We start from the raw sequence: 17,897 nt of genomic DNA on the forward strand, positions 1-17,897 counted from the left end.
TTCGCGCGAGGTGTGTGGTCTGGAGCGAGGCAGCGCGGGTTCGCTGCGCGCGGGCGCCTCGCTCCATCTGTGAGCGTTAGAACAACGCTTCTTCGACGTCCATCATCGGCTTCGAACCGGCCCGCGCCTGGCGGATCGTCATCGCCGTTTCGGGCAGTAGCTTCGCGAAGTAGAACCGCGCGGTCGCGAGCTTCGCCTTGTAGAACGGATCGCCCGATGCCTCTTTGTCCAGCGCGATACGTGCCATGCGCGCCCAGAAGTACGAGAACACCAGATGGCCGACCGTGCGCAGATACGGCACGGCCGCGGCGCCGACTTCGTCCGGGTTCTGCATCGCCTTCATGCCGATTTCCATCGTCAGCTTCTGCACCTTTTCACCGATGTCGGCGAGCGGGTTCACGAACTCCTGCATTTCCGGCTTGATGCCTTCGGCTTCGACGAACTCGGCGACGAGCTTGCCGAACTTCTTCAGCTTCGCGCCCATGTCGCCGAGCACCTTGCGGCCGAGCAGATCGAGCGACTGGATGCCGTTGGTGCCTTCGTAGATCATGTTGATGCGCGCGTCGCGCACGTACTGCTCCATGCCCCATTCGGCGATGAAGCCGTGGCCGCCGTAGATCTGCATCGCGTGATTGGTGCCTTCGAACGCGTTGTCCGACAAGAACGCCTTCAGGATCGGCGTGAGCAATGCGACGAGGTCGGCGGCATCCTTGCGCTCGGCTTCGTCGGCGTGCGACAGCTCCTTGTCGATCTGCAGCGCCGACCAGTACGAGAACGCGCGGCCGGCTTCGGCGTAGGCCTTTTGCGTGAGCAGCATGCGGCGCACGTCCGGATGCACGATGATCGGATCGGCGGCCTTCTCCGGCGCCTTCGGACCGGTCAGCGAACGCATTTGCAGACGCTCTTTCGCGTAGGCGAGCGAGTTCTGATACGCAACTTCGGTGAGGCCGAGGCTCTGCATGCCGACGCCGAGACGCGCGGCATTCATCATCACGAACATCGCATTCAGGCCTTTGTTCGGCTCGCCGACCATCCAGCCCTTCGCGTTGTCGAGATTGATCACGCAAGTCGCGTTGCCGTGAATGCCCATCTTGTGCTCGATCGAGCCGCACTTGACGCCATTGCGCTCGCCGGGCTCGCCCGCTTCGTTCGGCACGAACTTCGGCACGATGAAGAGCGATATGCCCTTGGTGCCCTTCGGCGCATCCGGCAGACGCGCGAGCACGAGGTGAACGATGTTCTCCGCCAGATCGTGTTCACCGCTCGAGATGAAGATCTTCGTGCCGCTGATCGAGTACGAGCCGTCGCCATTCGGCTCGGCCTTGGTGCGCAGAATGCCGAGGTCCGTGCCGCAATGCGGCTCGGTCAGACACATCGTGCCGGTCCAGACGCCCGCGACGAGCTTCGGCAGATAGCGCTGCTGCAGTTCCGGCGTGCCATGCGCGTGCAGGCATTCGTACGCGCCGTGCGACAGGCCCGGATACATCGTCCACGCCTGATTCGCCGAGTTCAGCATTTCATAGAGCGCGTTGTTGACGAACGCGGGCAACCCTTGACCGCCGTATTCCGGGTCGCAGCCAAGCGCCGGCCAGCCGGCTTCGACGTATTGCTGATAGGCTTCCTTGAAGCCCTTCGGCGTGGTCACGACGCCGTCGCCGGCATACGTGCAGCCTTCCTGATCGCCGCTGTGGTTGAGCGGGAACAGCACTTCGGAGCAGAACTTGCCGGCTTCCTCGAGCACCGCGTTGATCGTGTCGGCATCGAGATCGGCGTGCTTCGGCATGTGCCGAAGTTCGGCTTCGACGTTGAGCAGTTCGTGCAACACGAATTGCATGTCGCGCAGCGGCGCGGCGTACTGTCCCATGACTTCCTCTCCCTGGATTGACAAAAAGCCAGGCCGTTGGCCGGGTCCGTGTAGGGACCTTGTGCGCCGCGCGTTTCCGGTAAGTTCCGGCGACGCCGCTAACGGCTTTCGCTCTGATATGAATTAATCAGTTTTTCCAGCGCGGCCCACGTGAGGCGCACCGCATCCGGCAAATGCAGGAAGCGCGCGTCGTGGTGCAGGCCGAGCGTGACGCTATACAGTTCGAACAGCATCAGCTGCGGGTCGGTATCGGCGCGCAGATGCCCTTCGTCCATCGCTTGCGAAATCGCGCGCGTGAGCGCCGCACGCCACGTCGTCACGCTCGACACCAGTTGCTCGCGCACCTGGCTGTCCGCGCGATCGTCGTATTCGACGGCGCCGCTGATGTAGATGCATCCGGTCGTGACTTCCTGAATGCGCTTCTCGAACCAGCGGGAAATCATCGCGCGCAAGCGCGGCAGACCACGCGGCTCGCGCAGGCTCGGGAAAAACACCTCGTCTTCGAAACGGCGGTGATATTCGCGCACGACCTCGACCTGCAGATCCTCGCGCGACCCGAAATGCGCGAACACGCCGCTCTTGCTCATCTGCATGCGCTCGGCGAGCAGGCCAATCGTCAGACCTTCCAGTCCGTCTCGGCTTGCCAGATCGAGTGCTGCGTCGAGAATCGCGGCTCGGGTTTGTTCGCCTTTTCGCATAGCTGTTCTACCGTTCTAATGTGACCGAATTCAAAATCGAACGGCCGTACTATTATTGAGCGCTTGCCGTCCTAGAAACAAGGACTTTATTAGAAACCGGTTTCTAACCGGGCCTCTAATTTTGCGGCTTTCGACCATCAGATTAATCAGATTTTTTAGAGGCGTTTGCCTTGTATTGACGGTTGCGGACGAGTGCACGCGTGTTCTATTGGTGTCAATCGTAGCCGCCCACCGTCAGCAGTTTCATCGCGACCCGGTAGCTCGTGTACGCGAGCCAACTCAGCGCGCGCAAGCGCGCCGGTCGCGATTCGTAGTGCGCTTCATCGATCCGGCGCGCGTCCGTGAACGCATCGAGAATCGCCTCGCGAAGTTTCGCGATCGACGGATCGTTGACGAGCACGACGTTCGCTTCGTTGTTGAGCATCAGGCTGAGCGCATCGAGATTCGACGAACCGACCGTGCCCCAGTTCGAATCGACCACCGCGACCTTGCCGTGCAGCAGCGTCTTCTCGTATTCGGCGATCTGCACGCCCGCGCGCAGCAGTGCGTGGTACAGGAACGGCACCGCGTAATCGAGCGCCTTGAACTCCTTGCGCCCGATGATCAGCTTCACGACCACGCCGCGCCGCGCCGCGAACACCAGCGCGCGGCGCAGCTTGCGCCCCGGCATGAAGTACGGATTCGCCAGCAGAATTTCATGGCGTGCCTGGCCGATCGCGGCCAGATAGGCCTTTTCGATCGCACGGCGGTTGATCAGGTTATCGCGCGCCACGAACGCGACGCACGGCTCGCCGCCGGCCCACAGCTCCTCGTTGCGGCGCCGCCGGCGCCGGCGCAGACTGCCGAGCGAGTTGGCGTCCTGCGACGACACGTCTGGCCTGATCGAATCGAGCGGCCGATGGCCGAGGCGAATCCGCCGCCACTGCACCTCGATCACGTCGCGCACGTCAGCGACCACCGGCCCGCGCAGTTCGACCGCGAAGTCCCAGCGGTGGTAGGGCAGCTTCTCGCCGTTGTTCTCGTAGTCATCGACGATATTGATGCCGCCGCAATACGCGATCCGATCGTCGATCACCGCCAGTTTGCGGTGCGTGCGCGAAAAGCCGAAGCGGCCGAACAGATGCGGGTTGTAGATGCGATGCTCGATGCCGCCCGCCGGCCATTGCTCGAACATTTTCAGGCGCGCGGTGCCGATGCCGTCGGTGATGACGCGCACCCTGACGCCGCGCGCGGCCGCGCGCAGCAACGCCTCGCTGACCGCATGGCCGGCTTCGTCGTCGCAGAAGATGTAGGTTTCGAGCGCGACGCTGTGCTCTGCAGCATCGATGCGCTCGATCAGCGCGTCGAAGAAGTCGTCGCCGGAGCGCAGGAGCTCGACCTGGTTGTTGCCGGTGAAGCGGTAGCGCTGAAAGTAACGACGGCCGAGCAACGTATGCCGCAGACGCGCGAGACGGCCCGAACCGCCTGCGCTCACTGGCCGCGCTCCCCGGCCAGCTGGCCGGATTGGGGGTCGATCGGGCGCGCGGCGAGGCGGCGCGGCAACTGCAGGATCGCATCGGCATTCGACGACGAAAAGCAGCGCGATGCGGCCTCTTCATACGGCAGCCACATATAGGCGGTGTGTTCACGCGGCGCGAGCGACACGTCGATACGCTCGGGCACCTGCAGGCTGAACCAGTGCTCGGTGTTGTAGAGCACGCCCGCTTCGTAGCGGTAACGAAATTCCGGGTAGATCTCGTAGTCGATCGAGTACTGCCAGTCGAACAACGCGCTGCGCGGCACCAGCGCGCCGCCGATCATGATGCCGGTTTCCTCGCCGACTTCACGCACCGCCGTCTCGGCGAGCGGTTCGTCGAGCCGGTCTTTCGAACCCGTTACCGACTGCCAGAACGCGGCATGGTCGGCGCGTTCGAGCAGCAGCACGTCGAGCGCGGGCGTATGAATGATGACGAGGACGGACTGCGGAATTTTCGGCGGTTTCGGCATGGCTCAAAACTGGGCGCGACGCGACGCGCGGTACATGTCGGATGACGGTCGAAAGGGTCGGGAAAGCGGTGGCTTCACTGTAACGCAAAAAATGAAAAAGGCGCTGAGGTGGAGAACACCTCAGCGCCTTTTCGTTTCGCTCGTGTGGCTTTTTCGCGGCCGCGCGAAGCGGCCACGGTTTTACGCCTTCGGTTCCGGCGAACGCAGACGGATGTGCAGCTCACGCAGCTGGCGCTCGTCGACTTCGCTCGGTGCCTGCGTGAGCAGATCCTGCGCGCGTTGCGTCTTCGGGAACGCGATCACGTCGCGGATCGAGTCGGCGCCGGCCATCATCGTGACGATGCGGTCCAAACCGAACGCGATGCCGCCGTGCGGCGGCGCGCCGTATTGCAGCGCGTCGAGCAGGAAGCCGAACTTGGCCTGCGCTTCTTCCGCGTTGATCTTCAGCGCGCGGAACACCTTGCTCTGCACTTCCTCACGATAGATACGCACCGAGCCGCCGCCGATTTCCCAGCCGTTCAGCACCATGTCGTAGGCCTTCGCGAGGCAGCGCGCCGGGTCCGTTTCGAGGTACTCGAGGTGCTCGTCCTTCGGGCTCGTGAACGGATGATGCGCGGCGACGTAGCGGTTGTCTTCCTCGTCGTATTCGAACATCGGGAAGTCGACGACCCACAGCGGCTTCCAGCCGGACTCGACGAGACCGTTGGCCTTGCCGAACTCCGAATGACCGATCTTCAGACGCAACGCGCCGAGGCTGTCGTTGACGACCTTCGCGCGATCCGCCGCGAAGAAAATGATGTCGCCGTCTTGCGCGCCGGTGCGCTCGATGATCGCCTTCAGCGCTTCGTCGTGCAGGTTCTTGACGATCGGGCTTTGCAGACCGTCACGGCCCTTCGCCGCTTCGTTGACCTTGATCCACGCAAGGCCCTTCGCGCCGTAGATGCGCACGAATTCCGTGTAGCTGTCGATGTCGCCACGCGACAGCTCGCCGCCCTTCGGCACGCGCAGCGCCGCGACGCGGCCGTCCTTCGTGTTGGCCGGCGTGCTGAACACCTTGAAGTCGACGTCGCGCATCGCGTCGGTCAGCTCGGTGAACTCGAGCTTCACGCGCAGGTCCGGCTTGTCCGAACCGAAGCGGCGCATCGCTTCCGCGTATTCCATGACCGGGAATTTCTCGTCGAGCGCAACGCCGATCGTCGTCTTGAACACGTGGCGGATCATCGCCTCGAACAGATCGCGAATTTCCTGCTCCGACAGGAACGACGTTTCGCAGTCGATCTGCGTGAATTCCGGCTGACGGTCGGCGCGCAGGTCTTCGTCGCGGAAGCACTTGGTGATCTGGTAGTAACGGTCGAAGTTCGCGACCATCAGCAACTGCTTGAACAGCTGCGGCGACTGCGGCAGCGCGAAGAACTGGCCCGGGTTCGTACGCGACGGCACGAGGTAGTCGCGCGCGCCTTCCGGCGTGCTCTTCGTCAGCATCGGCGTTTCGATGTCGATGAAGCCTTGCTCGTCGAGGTACTTGCGCACTTCGATCGCGACGCGATAGCGCAGACGCAGGTTGTGCTGCATCTGCGGACGGCGCAGGTCGAGCACGCGATGCGTGAGACGCGTGGTTTCCGACAGGTTGTCGTCGTCGAGCTGGAACGGCGGCGTGACCGACGCGTTCAGCACGATCAGCTCGTGACACAGCACTTCGATCTTGCCGCTCTTCAGCGACGCGTTGGTCGTGCCTTCCGGACGACCGCGCACGACGCCCTTGATCTGCACGCAGAACTCGTTGCGCACGCCTTCGGCAATCTTGAACATGTCCGCGCGATCCGGATCGCAGACGACCTGAACGAGCCCTTCGCGATCGCGCAGGTCGATGAAGATGACGCCGCCATGGTCGCGGCGGCGGCTTACCCAGCCGCACAGCGAGACGGATTGGCCCAGCAGTTCTTCGGTCACCAGACCGCAGTATTCAGATCTCATCGACATGATGTTTGTCTTTCGTTTTGCATTGGTTGAACGGCGCGCCGCAGACGATCCTGCATGAAGCGTTGCGCGCCGGCATTACAGCGGAGGCTCGACGGTGGTGCGGCGCACCGGCGCCGGCGGTGGCGCGGACGGCGCCACGACGCCCATCGAGACGATGTACTTGAGCGCAGCGTCGACCGTCATGTCGAGCTCGATCACTTCGCTTTTCGGCACCATCAGGAAGAAGCCGGACGTCGGGTTCGGCGTGGTCGGCACGTACACGCTGACGTAATCTTCCTTCAGATGGTTGGCCACGTCGCCGCCCGGGATGCCGGTCAGAAACGCGATCGTATAGGAACCGCGGCGCGGGTATTCGATCAGCAGCGCCTTGCGGAAAGCGTTGCCGCTGCTCGACAGCAGCGTGTCGGACACCTGCTTGACGCTGGTGTAGAGCGGGCCGACCACCGGAATGTGCGCGACCAGCAGTTCCCACCACTGCACGAGCTTCTGCCCGATGAAGTTCTGCGTCAACAGCCCGACGACGAAGATGAACGCGAGCGTGAGCACCGCGCCGAGGCCCGGCAAGCGATAGCCGATCGCGCGTTCCGGCTGCCACGAGGTAGGCAGCAGCAACAGCGTCTGGTCCATCGTGCCGATGATCAGACCGAGCACCCACAGTGTGATAGCCAGAGGCACCAGCACCAGCAGGCCGGTCAGAAACACCGATTTGAGCGTGAATTTCTTCGTCGTCATGTGTACCGCCAGAAAGCTGCGCGGGCCGAAGCCCATGCGCGGTAGATACGCCGCCCGCCCGGGGCGGCGGTCCCACTAGGCGCTGCCGGAACCGCTCGCGCTCGCGGCGGCGGGCGCTGCGGCGGGGGCCGCGGGCGCGGCCGGGGCAGCCTGTTCAGCCGGGGCAGCGGCCGCGGACGGCTCGGACTTCCCTTCCGACGTGGCCGGCGTGCTCGCGCCGCCGCTGCCGCCGCGGAAATCGGTCACGTACCAGCCGGAGCCTTTCAACTGGAAGCCGGCGGCGGTGACTTGCTTGTTAAATGTGTCTTTTCCGCACTCGGGGCACTGCGTCAACTGGGGGTCGCTCATCTTCTGGAGCACGTCCTTCCCAAAGCCGCATGACCCGCAACGATAAGCGTAGATCGGCATGATCCTTTCCTACTCCAAATCCCTACTGAAATCTTGTAAACGCTTGCAAAGCCTTGAATTATAGCCGCAAACGATGTCCGTTCCCCGGATTTCGGGAAGCGGACGCGTGACGCGCCCGCCACCGCGCAAGATGGGGGCGTCCCGCGGAACTCTCAAGAGCGGCGCGTGACGCTAGCCGCGACGCCGCCAGGTGAGCCAGCGCTCGTGTCCGGCGAATACGGCGATCGAGTCGTCGACGGCTTCGTCTTCGATAAGCTCGAAGTGTGGCGTGAACAGCGCGTCGAGCTCCTCGCGTTCGATGCCGAACGGCGGCCCCTTCGGCGTCGCGCCGATAAAAAAGTACCCTGCGAGCAACCCGCCGGACGGCAGCATTTCGGCCATGCGTTGCGCATAGTCGGCGCGGCGCGTCGGCGGCAGCGCGCAGAAGAACGCGCGCTCGTAGATCCACGCGGGCGTGAACGGGGGCGCATAGGTGAAAAAGTCTGCCTGCTCGACCAGCGATGCGTGCTCCGCGCCGAGTTGCTCGCGCGCCGCCGCGACGGCGGCGGCCGAGAAGTCGATCGCGCGCACCGGGTTGCCCTGACGTGCGAGCCATACCGCTTCGTGGGCACTGCCGCAGCCTGGAATCAGCACGGCGGCGTCGCGGTGCCGTTCGGCGAACGCACGAAACGCGGAAGGCACGCCCGCCTGGTCCCATGGCGTGTAACGGCGCTCGAAACGTTCGTCCCAGAACTCGGGTGAGTTGGGATCGCGGTTCGCGAAATCGGGCATGGGGGGTTGGGTCGGATCGCTCATCGGATGCCTCGTTCAGGTTTGCGCGCGGCCGTCACCGCGAGCCGCGGCGTACACCGCCGCTGAAACACCGCGCGGCCAATGGGCCGGCAGCCGCACTCAACCGCCGTATGCGAGCGCCAGGAACGCGCGTGCCAGCATCGCGCCGACACCGACCGCCACACCGAACAGCAGCAGGCCTTGCAGCAGACGGTTGGTGCGCTTCTGCTCGAGCAGGATCTGGCGGATCACGTCGTCGTTCGCGCCGCCCACCGGATGATGGCGCTCGGCCAGCACGTTGTGGACGAGGCGCGGCAACTGCGGCAAGGTCTTGCTCCACTGCGGCGCCTCGATCTTCAGACGCTCGTACCAGCCGCGCAAGCCGATCTGCTCGTTCATCCAGCGTTCGAGGTAAGGCTTCGCGGTCTTCCAGAGATCCAGTTCGGGGTCGAGCGAACGGCCGAGTCCTTCCACGTTGAGCATCGTCTTTTGCAGCAATACGAGCTGCGGCTGGATCTCGACGTTAAAGCGCCGCGACGTCGAGAACAGGCGCATCAGCACCTGGCCGAGCGAAATGTCCTTCAGCGCGCGATCGAAGTACGGTTCGCAGACCGCGCGGATCGCGCTTTCGAGCTCCTCGACACGCGTGGTCGGCGGCACCCAGCCCGACTCCAGATGCAGCGTCGCGACGCGATGGTAGTCGCGCTTGAAGAACGCGAGGAAGTTTTGCGCGAGGTAGTTTTTATCGAAGTCCGACAGCGCGCCGATGATGCCGAAGTCGAGCGCGATATAGCGGCCGAAGTGCGCGGGATCGAGGCTCACCTGGATGTTGCCGGGGTGCATGTCGGCGTGGAAAAAGCCGTCGCGGAACACCTGCGTGAAGAAAATCTCGACGCCCTCGCGCGCGAGCTTCGGGATATCGACGCCCGCCGCGCGCAACGTATCGACCTGGCTGATCGGCACGCCGACCATGCGCTCCATCACGAGCACCGTGGGCGTGCAGAATTCCCAGTACATCTCGGGCACGAGCAGCAGGTCGAGCCCCTGGAAGTTGCGCCGCAACTGGCTACCGTTGGCAGCCTCGCGCATCAGGTCGAGTTCGTCGTGCAGATACTTGTCGAATTCGGCGACCACCTCGCGCGGCTTCAGGCGTTTGCCGTCGGCCCACAGACGCTCGGCCCACACGGCGATGTCGCGCAACAGCGCGAGGTCGGAATCGATCACCGGCAGCATGTTCGGCCGCAGCACCTTCACCGCGACCGCCTTGCCCGCGTGCTGGCCGGCCTTCACCGTCGCGAAGTGGACCTGCGCGATCGACGCGCTCGCGACCGGAACCCGCTCGAAATCGTCGAACAGCACGTCGACCGGCGCGCCGAGCGACTTCTCGACGAGTGCGATCGCGACCGCCGAATCGAACGGCGGCACCTGGTCCTGCAGCTTCGCGAGTTCGTTGGCGATATCGACCGGCAGCAGATCGCGACGGGTCGACAGCACCTGGCCGAACTTGACGAAGATAGGCCCTAGGCTTTCGAGTGCGAGCCGCAGACGCACGCCCGGCGGCGCATCGAACTTGCGGCCGAGCGTCGTGATACGCAACAGCAGACGCACGCGCCGATCGTTGATGCGGCTCAACATCATTTCGTCGAGGCCGAAGCGGATGACCGTAAAAAATATCTTGAGAAAACGCAGAAAACGCATGACTGGGCCCGTTGACTAGCGCGTGCCGCGCGACGTGGCGGCGCCGCCCGACGCTTGCGCGCCGCGGGCTTCGACCTTCTGTTCGAGACGCTCGATGCGCTTTTCGACGCGCGCGAGCGAATCACGCGCGCGCGCCAGTTCGACGTTGAAGTCCGCGAGCGCGGTGCGGCGCACCAGTTGCGGATTCTCGTCGAGCAGATACTCGGCTGCCGTGTCGAGCAGGTTTCGGCCGGTGCGTTGCACATGCTCGCCGACCGAACGCACGAGCGACGTGATGCGCCACGCGGGCCCATCACCGATCAGCTTCGCGAGATCTTCCTCCGGCTCCCAGCGCAGATGCTCGGCGAGCTTCGCGATCACGGTCGCGAACTCGGCGTCGCCCTCGATCTTCACGTGCTTCATCACTGCGGCCTGGCCACCTTGCAGGAAGGCCGGCAGTGCGTCGGACGGCACCGAGATGGTTACGTCGAACTGATGCGCATCGGCTTCGTCGAGCGTGCCGAGATAGCCGTCGGGCTGCACGAGCAGTGCAAGCACAACCGGTGGACATGACAGGCGTGCGGTCTTGCCCGCGTACGGGGCGAGGCGCTCACGGGCCCACGATTCGCGGGCGAGCAGATGATTGACAGCAGCAGCGAAGGGCTTGGCGGCGAGGGTCATCGAAGGTGGCAAGAAAAAACCCGCGCGAGCGAGGTGCTTGCGCGGGCTCCCATTGTAACGTCCGTTCGCTTCGCGGCCTTCTATGCCGAACGGCCTAAGCGATGCGCGAGGCGAGGAATCGCCGTGCCATGGCCGGCTTTTTTCGAGGCAAACGCGACTCGATGCTTCGGCATGTCAGTGTTGCTCGACCTGCTGGATGCCGGCAAGCAGCCATCCTTCGCCAGGGCGGTTCGCCTTCGTCAGATTCCAGACTTCGACGAACGGCTCGGCCGCCGCGCCCGGCGTCTCGCGGATCAAACCGGAGAAGCGCACGCTCGCGAAGTATTCGGTCGCGCGCTCCTCGACGCCGAGCAGCTCGGCGTTCAACTGCACGACGTCGGTCTGGTTCGGCTGCGTGCCGCGCGCGGTGAGATCGACGCGCACTTCGGCGAACATTTCCGGCGTCGTGAATTCGCGGATGTCATCGACATTGCCGACGTCCCACGCGGCCTGCAGGCGCACGAAGTACACCTTCGCGTTACGCAGAAACGCTTCCGAATCGAAGCCGGCCGGCACCGACGGCGTCGCGCCGAGCGATGGCGTGGTCAAGGGGTTGCCCTGCGGTTCGAGATACGAGCCGGTCGGCGGCGCGGTGTAACGCGGCTCCTGAATATAGTCGGTGCCTTTGGTGTTCAGCGACGGCGCCGTGCCCGCGTAAGCCGGTTGCGCCGCATCGCGCTTGCGGCCGGTGAAGCGGCGGATGAGCCAGATCACGACCATTGCCATCAGCGCAATCACGATCACGTTGGCGAACATGCCGGCGAACGCCTCGCCGAGCCCGAAATGCGACAGCAACGCGGCGATGCCAAGACCGGCCGCAAGACCGGCGATCGGCCCGAGCCAGCGATTGCGGTTCGGCGCGGCGGGCGGCGTGGGCTTGGTTGCAGGAGCCGCCGGTTGCGCGCTCTGCTGCGTGGCCTGATTGTTCTGCGCCGGCTGGGACGGCGGCGGCGTCTGACGCTGCTGCTGCAGACTGTTTGATTGACGGCCGAAGCTGCGGCCTCCGCCCATGCGGCGTGCTTCGGCGTCGAGAGAGGCAAGGGTGCCGGCCGTCAGCAGACCGACCATCGCGATCAGTCCGATTCTTCTCGCCAGCGACCCCTTAACCTTACGAGCAGATAACAGATTCGAATCGGACATTTCGCACTTTCCTTTAAAAATCGATGGGTTAGGGACCCTAGTATTTGGTCCCCACATGCAACGCTACCACGCCAGCTGACAAATTGTAATATTTGACGCCGTCGAGACCAGCTTGTTCCATCATAGTTTTCAAGGTTTCCTGGTCAGGATGCATGCGGATCGATTCCGCCAGGTACTGGTAGCTTTCCGCGTCCTTGGCGAAGCGCTCGCCGAGCCACGGCAACACCTTGAACGAATACAGATCGTAGACCTTCTTCAGCGGGTCCCATACCTTCGAGAACTCGAGCACGAGCAGCCGCCCGGCCGGTTTCAACACACGACGCATCTCGGCAAGGGCGATGTCTTTATGCGTCATGTTGCGCAAGCCGAACGCGACCGTCACGACGTCGAAATAGTTATCCGGGAACGGGATTTTCTCGGCATCGCAAAGCAGCGTCGGCGTAATGATGCCCTTGTCGAGCAGCCGGTCGCGGCCGACGCGCAGCATCGATTCATTGATGTCGGTATGCCAGACCTCGCCCGTCTCGCCCGCCTGTTTGGCGAACGCTTTCGACAGATCGCCAGTCCCGCCCGCGATGTCGAGCACCTTGTAGCCCGGCCGCACGTTCGCCTGGGCGATCGTGAACACCTTCCACGCCCGGTGCAATCCGCCCGACATCAGGTCGTTCATCAGGTCGTAGTTGGCGGCCACCGAGTGGAACACCCCCGCCACTTTCTGCGCCTTGTCGTGTTCATCGACCGATTGAAAGCCGAAGTGGGTTTTGCTCATCGCGCTCGTCCTTTCGCGTGTTCTTGAATGTTGCGCCGCTCGAGCGGCGTTCGGGGGCGAATCGTATCAGTGACAGTGCCCGTGCGCAGCAGCGGCGGGCACCATCGGCGTGTCGCGATCGATGCCGGCCGCTGCCAGTTTGGCGAGATACGCGCGCCAGAGTTCGTCCTGACGTACGGCCATGTCGTACAGCAGGTCCCACGAATAGATACCGGTGGAGTGGCCATCGGAGAAAGTCGGCTGCAGCGCGTAATTGCCGACGCCTTCGATCATCGTGATCGTCACGTCGCGCTTGCCCGTCTGCAGCGTTTCCTGGCCGGGCCCGTGGCCCTGCACTTCCGCCGACGGCGAATACACGCGCAGCAGTTCGAACGGCAGCCGGTACGCTTCGCCGTTCGCGTACTGCAGTTCGAGCACGCGCGACTTCGAATGCACGACCACGCCGGTCGGCACCGGCGTCTCGGGAGTCAATCCGCTCATGTTGGCCTCATCAGATAACGGCGGGGTGATAACGACGGCTCGGCCGCCCCGCGCACCGACCGGAGCCCGGCGGTGCGCGGCGGCGGATTCAGCGATGCTCAGCCCAGCGCCTGTTCGATTTCCTGCCGCACGGCTTCGCGCAGCAGCGTGGCGTGCGCGCGACGCGACGACAGCATCGCTTCGGACACCGTGCGCTGGCGCGGCGCCCAGATCGGCAGGGGGAAATGCGCATCGTTCGAGAAACGCGGAATCACGTGCCAGTGCACGTGCGGCACCTGGTTGCCGAGGCTCGCGAGATTGACCTTGGCGGGCTGCATCACGCGCCGCTGCGCACGCTCGACTGCGTAGACGGCCTTCATCACGTGATCGCGGTCGTCGGCGGAAAGATCCGAAAACTCGGCTACGTGAGCGTTCCAGATGACCCGGCAAAAGCCCGGGTAGTCGTGTTCGTCGGCGAGGACGACTCGCAACGCGTCGTCCTGCCATAGCACATCGCCGCCGTCTTCACGGCAAAAAACGCAGTCCATCGTCGTCCTCGGCAAATATCGTCGGTCGTGCCATTAAACCAGCACGCGCTCGATTCCGCCATTGTTCGCCCGTTGTACGTAGTCCGCCATCCAGTTTTCGCCGAGCACGTGACGTGCCATCTCGACCACGATGTAATCCGCCTCGGTACCCGCGTCTTCGTTGTAGCGCGACAGCCCTTGCAGGCACGACGGGCAGCTCGTGAGGATCTTCACGTCGGTCGAACCCGCGTTGCCGTTACCTGGCTGCGGACCGTCGCCGGCCTTCAGCACGGAACCGTTCGGCGCACCGGCGGATCCGGCCGATGCATTGGCGGGATTGATCGCGTTCGCGCCCGCTTCGGCGACGAGCGGTATCCCGCGCAGCTTCGCCGCGCCCTTACGGATTTCCTCTTCCTTGCGGAAGCGCACCTGGGTCGAGATGTCGGGACGCGTGACCGCGAGCGTGCCCGATTCGCCGCAGCAGCGGTCGTTCTTCTCGATCTTGTAGCCGTCCTGCTCCGAACCCATCAGCTGGTTGACGAGCTTGACCGGGTCCATCGTCTTGATCGGCGAATGGCACGGGTCGTGGTACATGTAGCGCACCCCGTTCACGCCATCGAGCTTGATGCCTTTTTCCAGCAGGTACTCGTGGATGTCGATGATCCGGCAACCCGGGAAGATCTTTTCGAATTCGTACCCGGCGAGCTGGTCGTAACACGTGCCGCACGACACCACCACCGTCTTGATGTCGAGGTAGTTCAGCGTATTGGCGACTCGGTGGAACAGCACGCGGTTGTCGGTGACGATCTGCTCGGCCTTGTCGTACTGGCCCGAGCCGCGCTGCGGATAGCCGCAGCACAGATAGCCCGGCGGCAGCACCGTCTGTACGCCCGCCTCCCACAGCATTGCCTGGGTCGCGAGACCCACCTGCGAGAACAGCCGCTCGGAGCCGCAGCCCGGGAAGTAGAACACCGCTTCGGTGTCGGCGGTGGTCGTCCTCGGATTGCGGATGATCGGGACGATCTTGTTGTCCTCGATATCGAGCAACGCACGCGCGGTCTTCTTCGGCAGGTTGCCCGGCATCTTCTTGTTCATGAAGTGGATCACCTGCTGGGTGATCACCGGCTTGCCGACCGTGGCGGGCGGATGCGCGGTCTGCTTCTTCGTGAACTTCTTCAGCACCTCGTTGCCGAGGCGTTGCGCCTTGTAGCCGACGCCCATCATCGCGGTGCGCGCGAGATTGATGGTCTGCGGATTCGTCGCGTTCAGGAAGAACATGCCCGCCGCGTTGCCCGGGTTGAACTTCTTCTTGCCCATCTTGCGCAACAGGTTGCGCATGTTCATCGACACGTCGCCGAAGTCGATCTTCACCGGGCACGGCGTCACGCACTTGTGGCAGACGGTGCAGTGATCGGCGACGTCGTTGAACTCGTCCCAGTGCTTGATCGACACGCCGCGGCGCGTCTGCTCTTCGTACAGGAATGCCTCGACCAGCAGGGAGGTGGCGAGAATCTTGTTGCGCGGGCTGTACAGCAGGTTTGCGCGCGGCACGTGCGTCGCGCAGACCGGCTTGCACTTGCCGCAGCGCAGACAGTCCTTGATCGACTCGGAAATCGCGCCGATATCGGACTGCTGCATGATCAGCGATTCGTAGCCCATCAGGCCGAAGCTCGGCGTGTACGCGTTGCGCAGATCCGCGCCTTCGAGCAGCTTGCCGGCGTTGAAGCGGCCATGCGGATCGACGCGCTGCTTGTACTTGCGGAATTCGCCGATCTCGTCGTCGGTCAGGAATTCGAGCTTCGTGATGCCGATGCCGTGCTCGCCGGAGATCACGCCGTCGAGCGAACGCGCGAGCTTCATGATGCGCGCGACCGCCGTATGCGCGTCCTGCAGCATCTCGTAGTTGTCGGAGTTGACCGGGATGTTGGTGTGCACGTTGCCGTCGCCCGCGTGCATGTGCAGCGCGACGAACACGCGGCCGCGCAGCACCTGCTTGTGGATCGCCTGGGCTTCGTCGAGGATCGGCTTGAACTCGCCGCCATTGAAAATCTGCCGCAGTTCGGCACGGATTTCCTGCTTCCACGACACGCGGATCGTGCGGTCTTGGGCGAGGTGGAATACGGTTGCTTCCGGTTGCGCGTCGACGCGATCGGCAAACTTCTCCGCGAGCGATTCATAGCCGAGGCCGACCAGATAGTGCTGCGCCTCGCGCAGCGACAGATCGAGCTTGTCGCGCACGAACTCCCAGCGCGTGCGCACCCGCGCGAGCAGATCGAGCGCCTGCTGCACGCGGTCTTCGAGCAGCTCGGCGCTCGGGATTTCGTTCGCGTCGTCGCTCTTGCCGAGCGGCAGCTTGCCGCCCTTGAAGAACGCTTCGAGCGCGTCGACCAGTTGCAGCTTGTTCTTCAGCGACAGCTCGATGTTGATGCGCTCGATGCCGTCCGTGTACTCGCCCATGCGGTCGAGCGGAATCACGACGTCTTCGTTGATCTTGAACGCGTTGGTGTGCTTCGCGATCGCGGCGGTGCGGCTGCGGTCGAGCCAGAAGCGCTTGCGGGCCTCGGCGCTGACCGCGACGAAACCTTCGCCGCTCTTGCCGTTGGCCATGCGCACGACTTCCGAGGTGGCCTGCGCGACCGCGTCCGCATCGTTGCCGACGATATCGCCGATCAGCACCATCTTCGGAAACGCGTTGCGCTTGCTCTTGGTGGCATAGCCGACCGCGCGCAGATAGCGCTCGTCGAGATGCTCGAGGCCCGCGAGAATCGCGCCGCCCTGGCGCGACGTCTCGAACAGGTAGTCCTTGATTTCGACGATGCTCGGAATCGCCTCGCGCGCCTGGCCGAAGAACTCGAGACAGACGGTGCGCGTATGCGCGGGCATCTTGTGCAGCACCCAGCGCGCCGAGGTGATGAGCCCGTCGCAGCCTTCCTTCTGCACGCCAGGCAGACCGGCGAGGAATTTGTCGGTGACGTCCTTGCCGAGGCCTTCCTTGCGGAACACCCGGCCCTTGATATCGAGCGCTTCGGAGCGCAATAGCTTCTCGCCCGGCGCGTAGTTGCCGTCGAACCACTTGAGCTCGAAACGCGCGACTTCGATGTCGTGGATCTTGCCCATGTTGTGCTCGAGACGCGTGACTTCGAGCCAGTTCCCTTCCGGGTCGACCATGCGCCACCACGCGAGATTGTCGAGCGCCGTGCCCCACAGCACCGCCTTCTTGCCGCCCGCGTTCATCGCGACGTTGCCGCCGACGCAGGACGCGTCGAGCGAGGTCGGGTCGACCGCGAACACGAAGCCGGCCTGCTCGGCCGCTTCGGTCACGCGGCGCGTGACGACGCCCGCACCCGAGAAGATCGTCGCGACCTTGCGATCGACGCCCGGCAGCTGGGTCATTTCGACCGGGCCGAGCTGTTCGAGCTTTTCGGTGTTGATGACGGCCGAGAACGGCGTGAGCGGCACCGCGCCGCCCGTGTAGCCGGTGCCGCCGCCGCGCGGAATCACGGTCAAGCCGAGTTCGAAGCAGGCCTTGATCATGCCGGCGATTTCGGCTTCCGAGTCCGGCGTCAGCACGACGAATGGGTATTCGACGCGCCAGTCGGTCGCATCGGTCACGTGCGAGACGCGCGACAGGCCGTCGAACTTGATGTTGTCCTTCTGCGTGACCTTGCCAAGCACGCGGGTGGTGCGGCGGCGCAGGTCGTAGGTCTGCTGGAATTCGCCGGCGAATTGGTCGACAGCGCGGCGCGCGGCCTGCACCAGCTTTTCGACGCGCGCGGCGCGCTCGACGCCGGCTTCGTCGCCGTGTTCGCTCAGATCGGCGCGGCGGCGCTTCTCGATTTCGGCCAGGCGGTGATTGAGCGCTTCGATCAGCAGCGCGCGGCGCTTCGGATTGTCGAGCAGGTCATCTTGCAGATACGGATTGCGGCGCACGACCCAAATATCGCCGAGCACTTCATACAGCATGCCCGCCGAGCGGCCGGTGCGGCGTTCGGCGCGAAGTTCGGCGAGCGCGTCCCAGGCGTCGTTGCCGAGCAGGCGGATGACGATTTCGCGGTCGGAGAACGACGTGTAGTTGTAGGGAATTTCGCGCAGACGCGCTTCGGGATCGGCGGCCACCGCAGCGGCGGCGCCGTGCGGATCGAAAACTTGAGGTGCGTTCATGTTTG

At 64.1% G+C, this 17,897-nt stretch carries 15 protein-coding genes; all 15 read right to left on the minus strand.

The annotated features are described in order from the left end of the window. Positions 1-76: 76 nt before the first annotated feature. The 15 genes from AB3X86_RS01950 to AB3X86_RS02020 all read right to left on the minus strand — a co-directional run bounded on the left by AB3X86_RS01950 (position 77) and on the right by AB3X86_RS02020 (position 17,892). Positions 77-1,864, minus strand: a complete 1,788-nt coding sequence (locus AB3X86_RS01950; RefSeq protein ID WP_176367933.1) for an acyl-CoA dehydrogenase C-terminal domain-containing protein — start codon at positions 1,862-1,864, stop codon at positions 77-79. Positions 1,865-1,962: 98 nt separating this feature from the next. Next, complete coding sequence (locus AB3X86_RS01955) at positions 1,963-2,562, minus strand: TetR/AcrR family transcriptional regulator (protein WP_368594728.1); 600 nt, start codon at positions 2,560-2,562, stop codon at positions 1,963-1,965. 214 nt (positions 2,563-2,776) lie between these two features. Further along, positions 2,777-4,036, minus strand: coding sequence for a cardiolipin synthase ClsB (clsB, locus tag AB3X86_RS01960; RefSeq protein WP_368594729.1), 1,260 nt, complete (start codon positions 4,034-4,036; stop codon positions 2,777-2,779). Next, positions 4,033-4,548, minus strand: coding sequence for a dihydroneopterin triphosphate diphosphatase (gene nudB, locus AB3X86_RS01965; RefSeq protein WP_368594730.1), 516 nt, complete (start codon positions 4,546-4,548; stop codon positions 4,033-4,035). The genes clsB and nudB overlap by 4 nt, the downstream gene beginning before the upstream one ends. 180 nt (positions 4,549-4,728) lie before the next feature. Further along, positions 4,729-6,528 carry an aspartate--tRNA ligase gene (aspS, locus tag AB3X86_RS01970; RefSeq protein WP_368594731.1) on the minus strand — a complete coding sequence of 600 codons (1,800 nt, stop codon included), beginning with the start codon at positions 6,526-6,528 and terminating at the stop codon, positions 4,729-4,731. Positions 6,529-6,603: 75 nt separating this feature from the next. Further along, positions 6,604-7,260 (minus strand): DUF502 domain-containing protein, encoded by a 657-nt coding sequence (locus AB3X86_RS01975; RefSeq protein ID WP_176122430.1) that lies wholly within the window; start codon positions 7,258-7,260, stop codon positions 6,604-6,606. A gap of 75 nt (positions 7,261-7,335) precedes the next feature. Continuing rightward, positions 7,336-7,668 (minus strand): FmdB family zinc ribbon protein, encoded by a 333-nt coding sequence (locus AB3X86_RS01980; RefSeq protein WP_368594732.1) that lies wholly within the window; start codon positions 7,666-7,668, stop codon positions 7,336-7,338. A 171-nt stretch (positions 7,669-7,839) separates the two neighbouring features. Continuing rightward, entirely contained in the window at positions 7,840-8,463 is a 624-nt protein-coding gene (locus AB3X86_RS01985; RefSeq protein ID WP_368594733.1) for a methyltransferase domain-containing protein, read from the minus strand. Between the two features lie 96 nt (positions 8,464-8,559). Continuing rightward, positions 8,560-10,137, minus strand: a complete 1,578-nt coding sequence (ubiB, locus tag AB3X86_RS01990; RefSeq protein WP_368594734.1) for a ubiquinone biosynthesis regulatory protein kinase UbiB — start codon at positions 10,135-10,137, stop codon at positions 8,560-8,562. Between the two features lie 15 nt (positions 10,138-10,152). After that, on the minus strand, positions 10,153-10,797 hold the full coding sequence (locus AB3X86_RS01995) for an SCP2 domain-containing protein (protein WP_176122427.1): 645 nt from the start codon (positions 10,795-10,797) through the stop codon (positions 10,153-10,155). 174 nt (positions 10,798-10,971) lie between these two features. Beyond that, entirely contained in the window at positions 10,972-11,976 is a 1,005-nt protein-coding gene (locus AB3X86_RS02000) for a TIM44-like domain-containing protein (protein ID WP_368594735.1), read from the minus strand. Positions 11,977-12,013: 37 nt separating this feature from the next. After that, the gene (ubiE, locus tag AB3X86_RS02005; RefSeq protein WP_368594736.1) at positions 12,014-12,745 is read right to left on the minus strand and encodes a bifunctional demethylmenaquinone methyltransferase/2-methoxy-6-polyprenyl-1,4-benzoquinol methylase UbiE; all 732 of its coding nucleotides are present in this window, start codon (positions 12,743-12,745) and stop codon (positions 12,014-12,016) included. 66 nt (positions 12,746-12,811) lie between these two features. Continuing rightward, on the minus strand, positions 12,812-13,225 hold the full coding sequence (locus AB3X86_RS02010; protein ID WP_013088372.1) for a gamma-butyrobetaine hydroxylase-like domain-containing protein: 414 nt from the start codon (positions 13,223-13,225) through the stop codon (positions 12,812-12,814). A 98-nt stretch (positions 13,226-13,323) separates the two neighbouring features. Beyond that, positions 13,324-13,752 (minus strand): HIT family protein, encoded by a 429-nt coding sequence (locus tag AB3X86_RS02015; protein WP_176109577.1) that lies wholly within the window; start codon positions 13,750-13,752, stop codon positions 13,324-13,326. A gap of 33 nt (positions 13,753-13,785) precedes the next feature. Beyond that, positions 13,786-17,892, minus strand: a complete 4,107-nt coding sequence (locus AB3X86_RS02020; protein WP_368594737.1) for a DUF3683 domain-containing protein — start codon at positions 17,890-17,892, stop codon at positions 13,786-13,788. Between the last annotated feature and the right edge of the window lie 5 nt (positions 17,893-17,897).

Source organism: Paraburkholderia sp. BR14374 (genome assembly GCF_040948685.1).
Taxonomy (GTDB): domain Bacteria; phylum Pseudomonadota; class Gammaproteobacteria; order Burkholderiales; family Burkholderiaceae; genus Paraburkholderia; species Paraburkholderia youngii.

What these genes read in the sequence shown, in the direction of transcription:
- AB3X86_RS01950 (WP_176367933.1), bottom strand. Translation starts at nt 1,864, where the DNA reads ATGGGACAGTACGCCGCGCCGCTGCGCGACATGCAATTCGTGTTGCAC.
- AB3X86_RS01955 (WP_368594728.1), bottom strand. Translation starts at nt 2,562, where the DNA reads ATGCGAAAAGGCGAACAAACCCGAGCCGCGATTCTCGACGCAGCACTC.
- nudB (WP_368594730.1), bottom strand. Translation starts at nt 4,548, where the DNA reads ATGCCGAAACCGCCGAAAATTCCGCAGTCCGTCCTCGTCATCATTCAT.
- aspS (WP_368594731.1), bottom strand. Translation starts at nt 6,528, where the DNA reads ATGTCGATGAGATCTGAATACTGCGGTCTGGTGACCGAAGAACTGCTG.
- AB3X86_RS01975 (WP_176122430.1), bottom strand. Translation starts at nt 7,260, where the DNA reads ATGACGACGAAGAAATTCACGCTCAAATCGGTGTTTCTGACCGGCCTG.
- AB3X86_RS01980 (WP_368594732.1), bottom strand. Translation starts at nt 7,668, where the DNA reads ATGCCGATCTACGCTTATCGTTGCGGGTCATGCGGCTTTGGGAAGGAC.
- AB3X86_RS01985 (WP_368594733.1), bottom strand. Translation starts at nt 8,463, where the DNA reads ATGAGCGATCCGACCCAACCCCCCATGCCCGATTTCGCGAACCGCGAT.
- ubiB (WP_368594734.1), bottom strand. Translation starts at nt 10,137, where the DNA reads ATGCGTTTTCTGCGTTTTCTCAAGATATTTTTTACGGTCATCCGCTTC.
- AB3X86_RS01995 (WP_176122427.1), bottom strand. Translation starts at nt 10,797, where the DNA reads ATGACCCTCGCCGCCAAGCCCTTCGCTGCTGCTGTCAATCATCTGCTC.
- AB3X86_RS02000 (WP_368594735.1), bottom strand. Translation starts at nt 11,976, where the DNA reads ATGTCCGATTCGAATCTGTTATCTGCTCGTAAGGTTAAGGGGTCGCTG.
- ubiE (WP_368594736.1), bottom strand. Translation starts at nt 12,745, where the DNA reads ATGAGCAAAACCCACTTCGGCTTTCAATCGGTCGATGAACACGACAAG.
- AB3X86_RS02010 (WP_013088372.1), bottom strand. Translation starts at nt 13,225, where the DNA reads ATGAGCGGATTGACTCCCGAGACGCCGGTGCCGACCGGCGTGGTCGTG.
- AB3X86_RS02015 (WP_176109577.1), bottom strand. Translation starts at nt 13,752, where the DNA reads ATGGACTGCGTTTTTTGCCGTGAAGACGGCGGCGATGTGCTATGGCAG.
- AB3X86_RS02020 (WP_368594737.1), bottom strand. Translation starts at nt 17,892, where the DNA reads ATGAACGCACCTCAAGTTTTCGATCCGCACGGCGCCGCCGCTGCGGTG.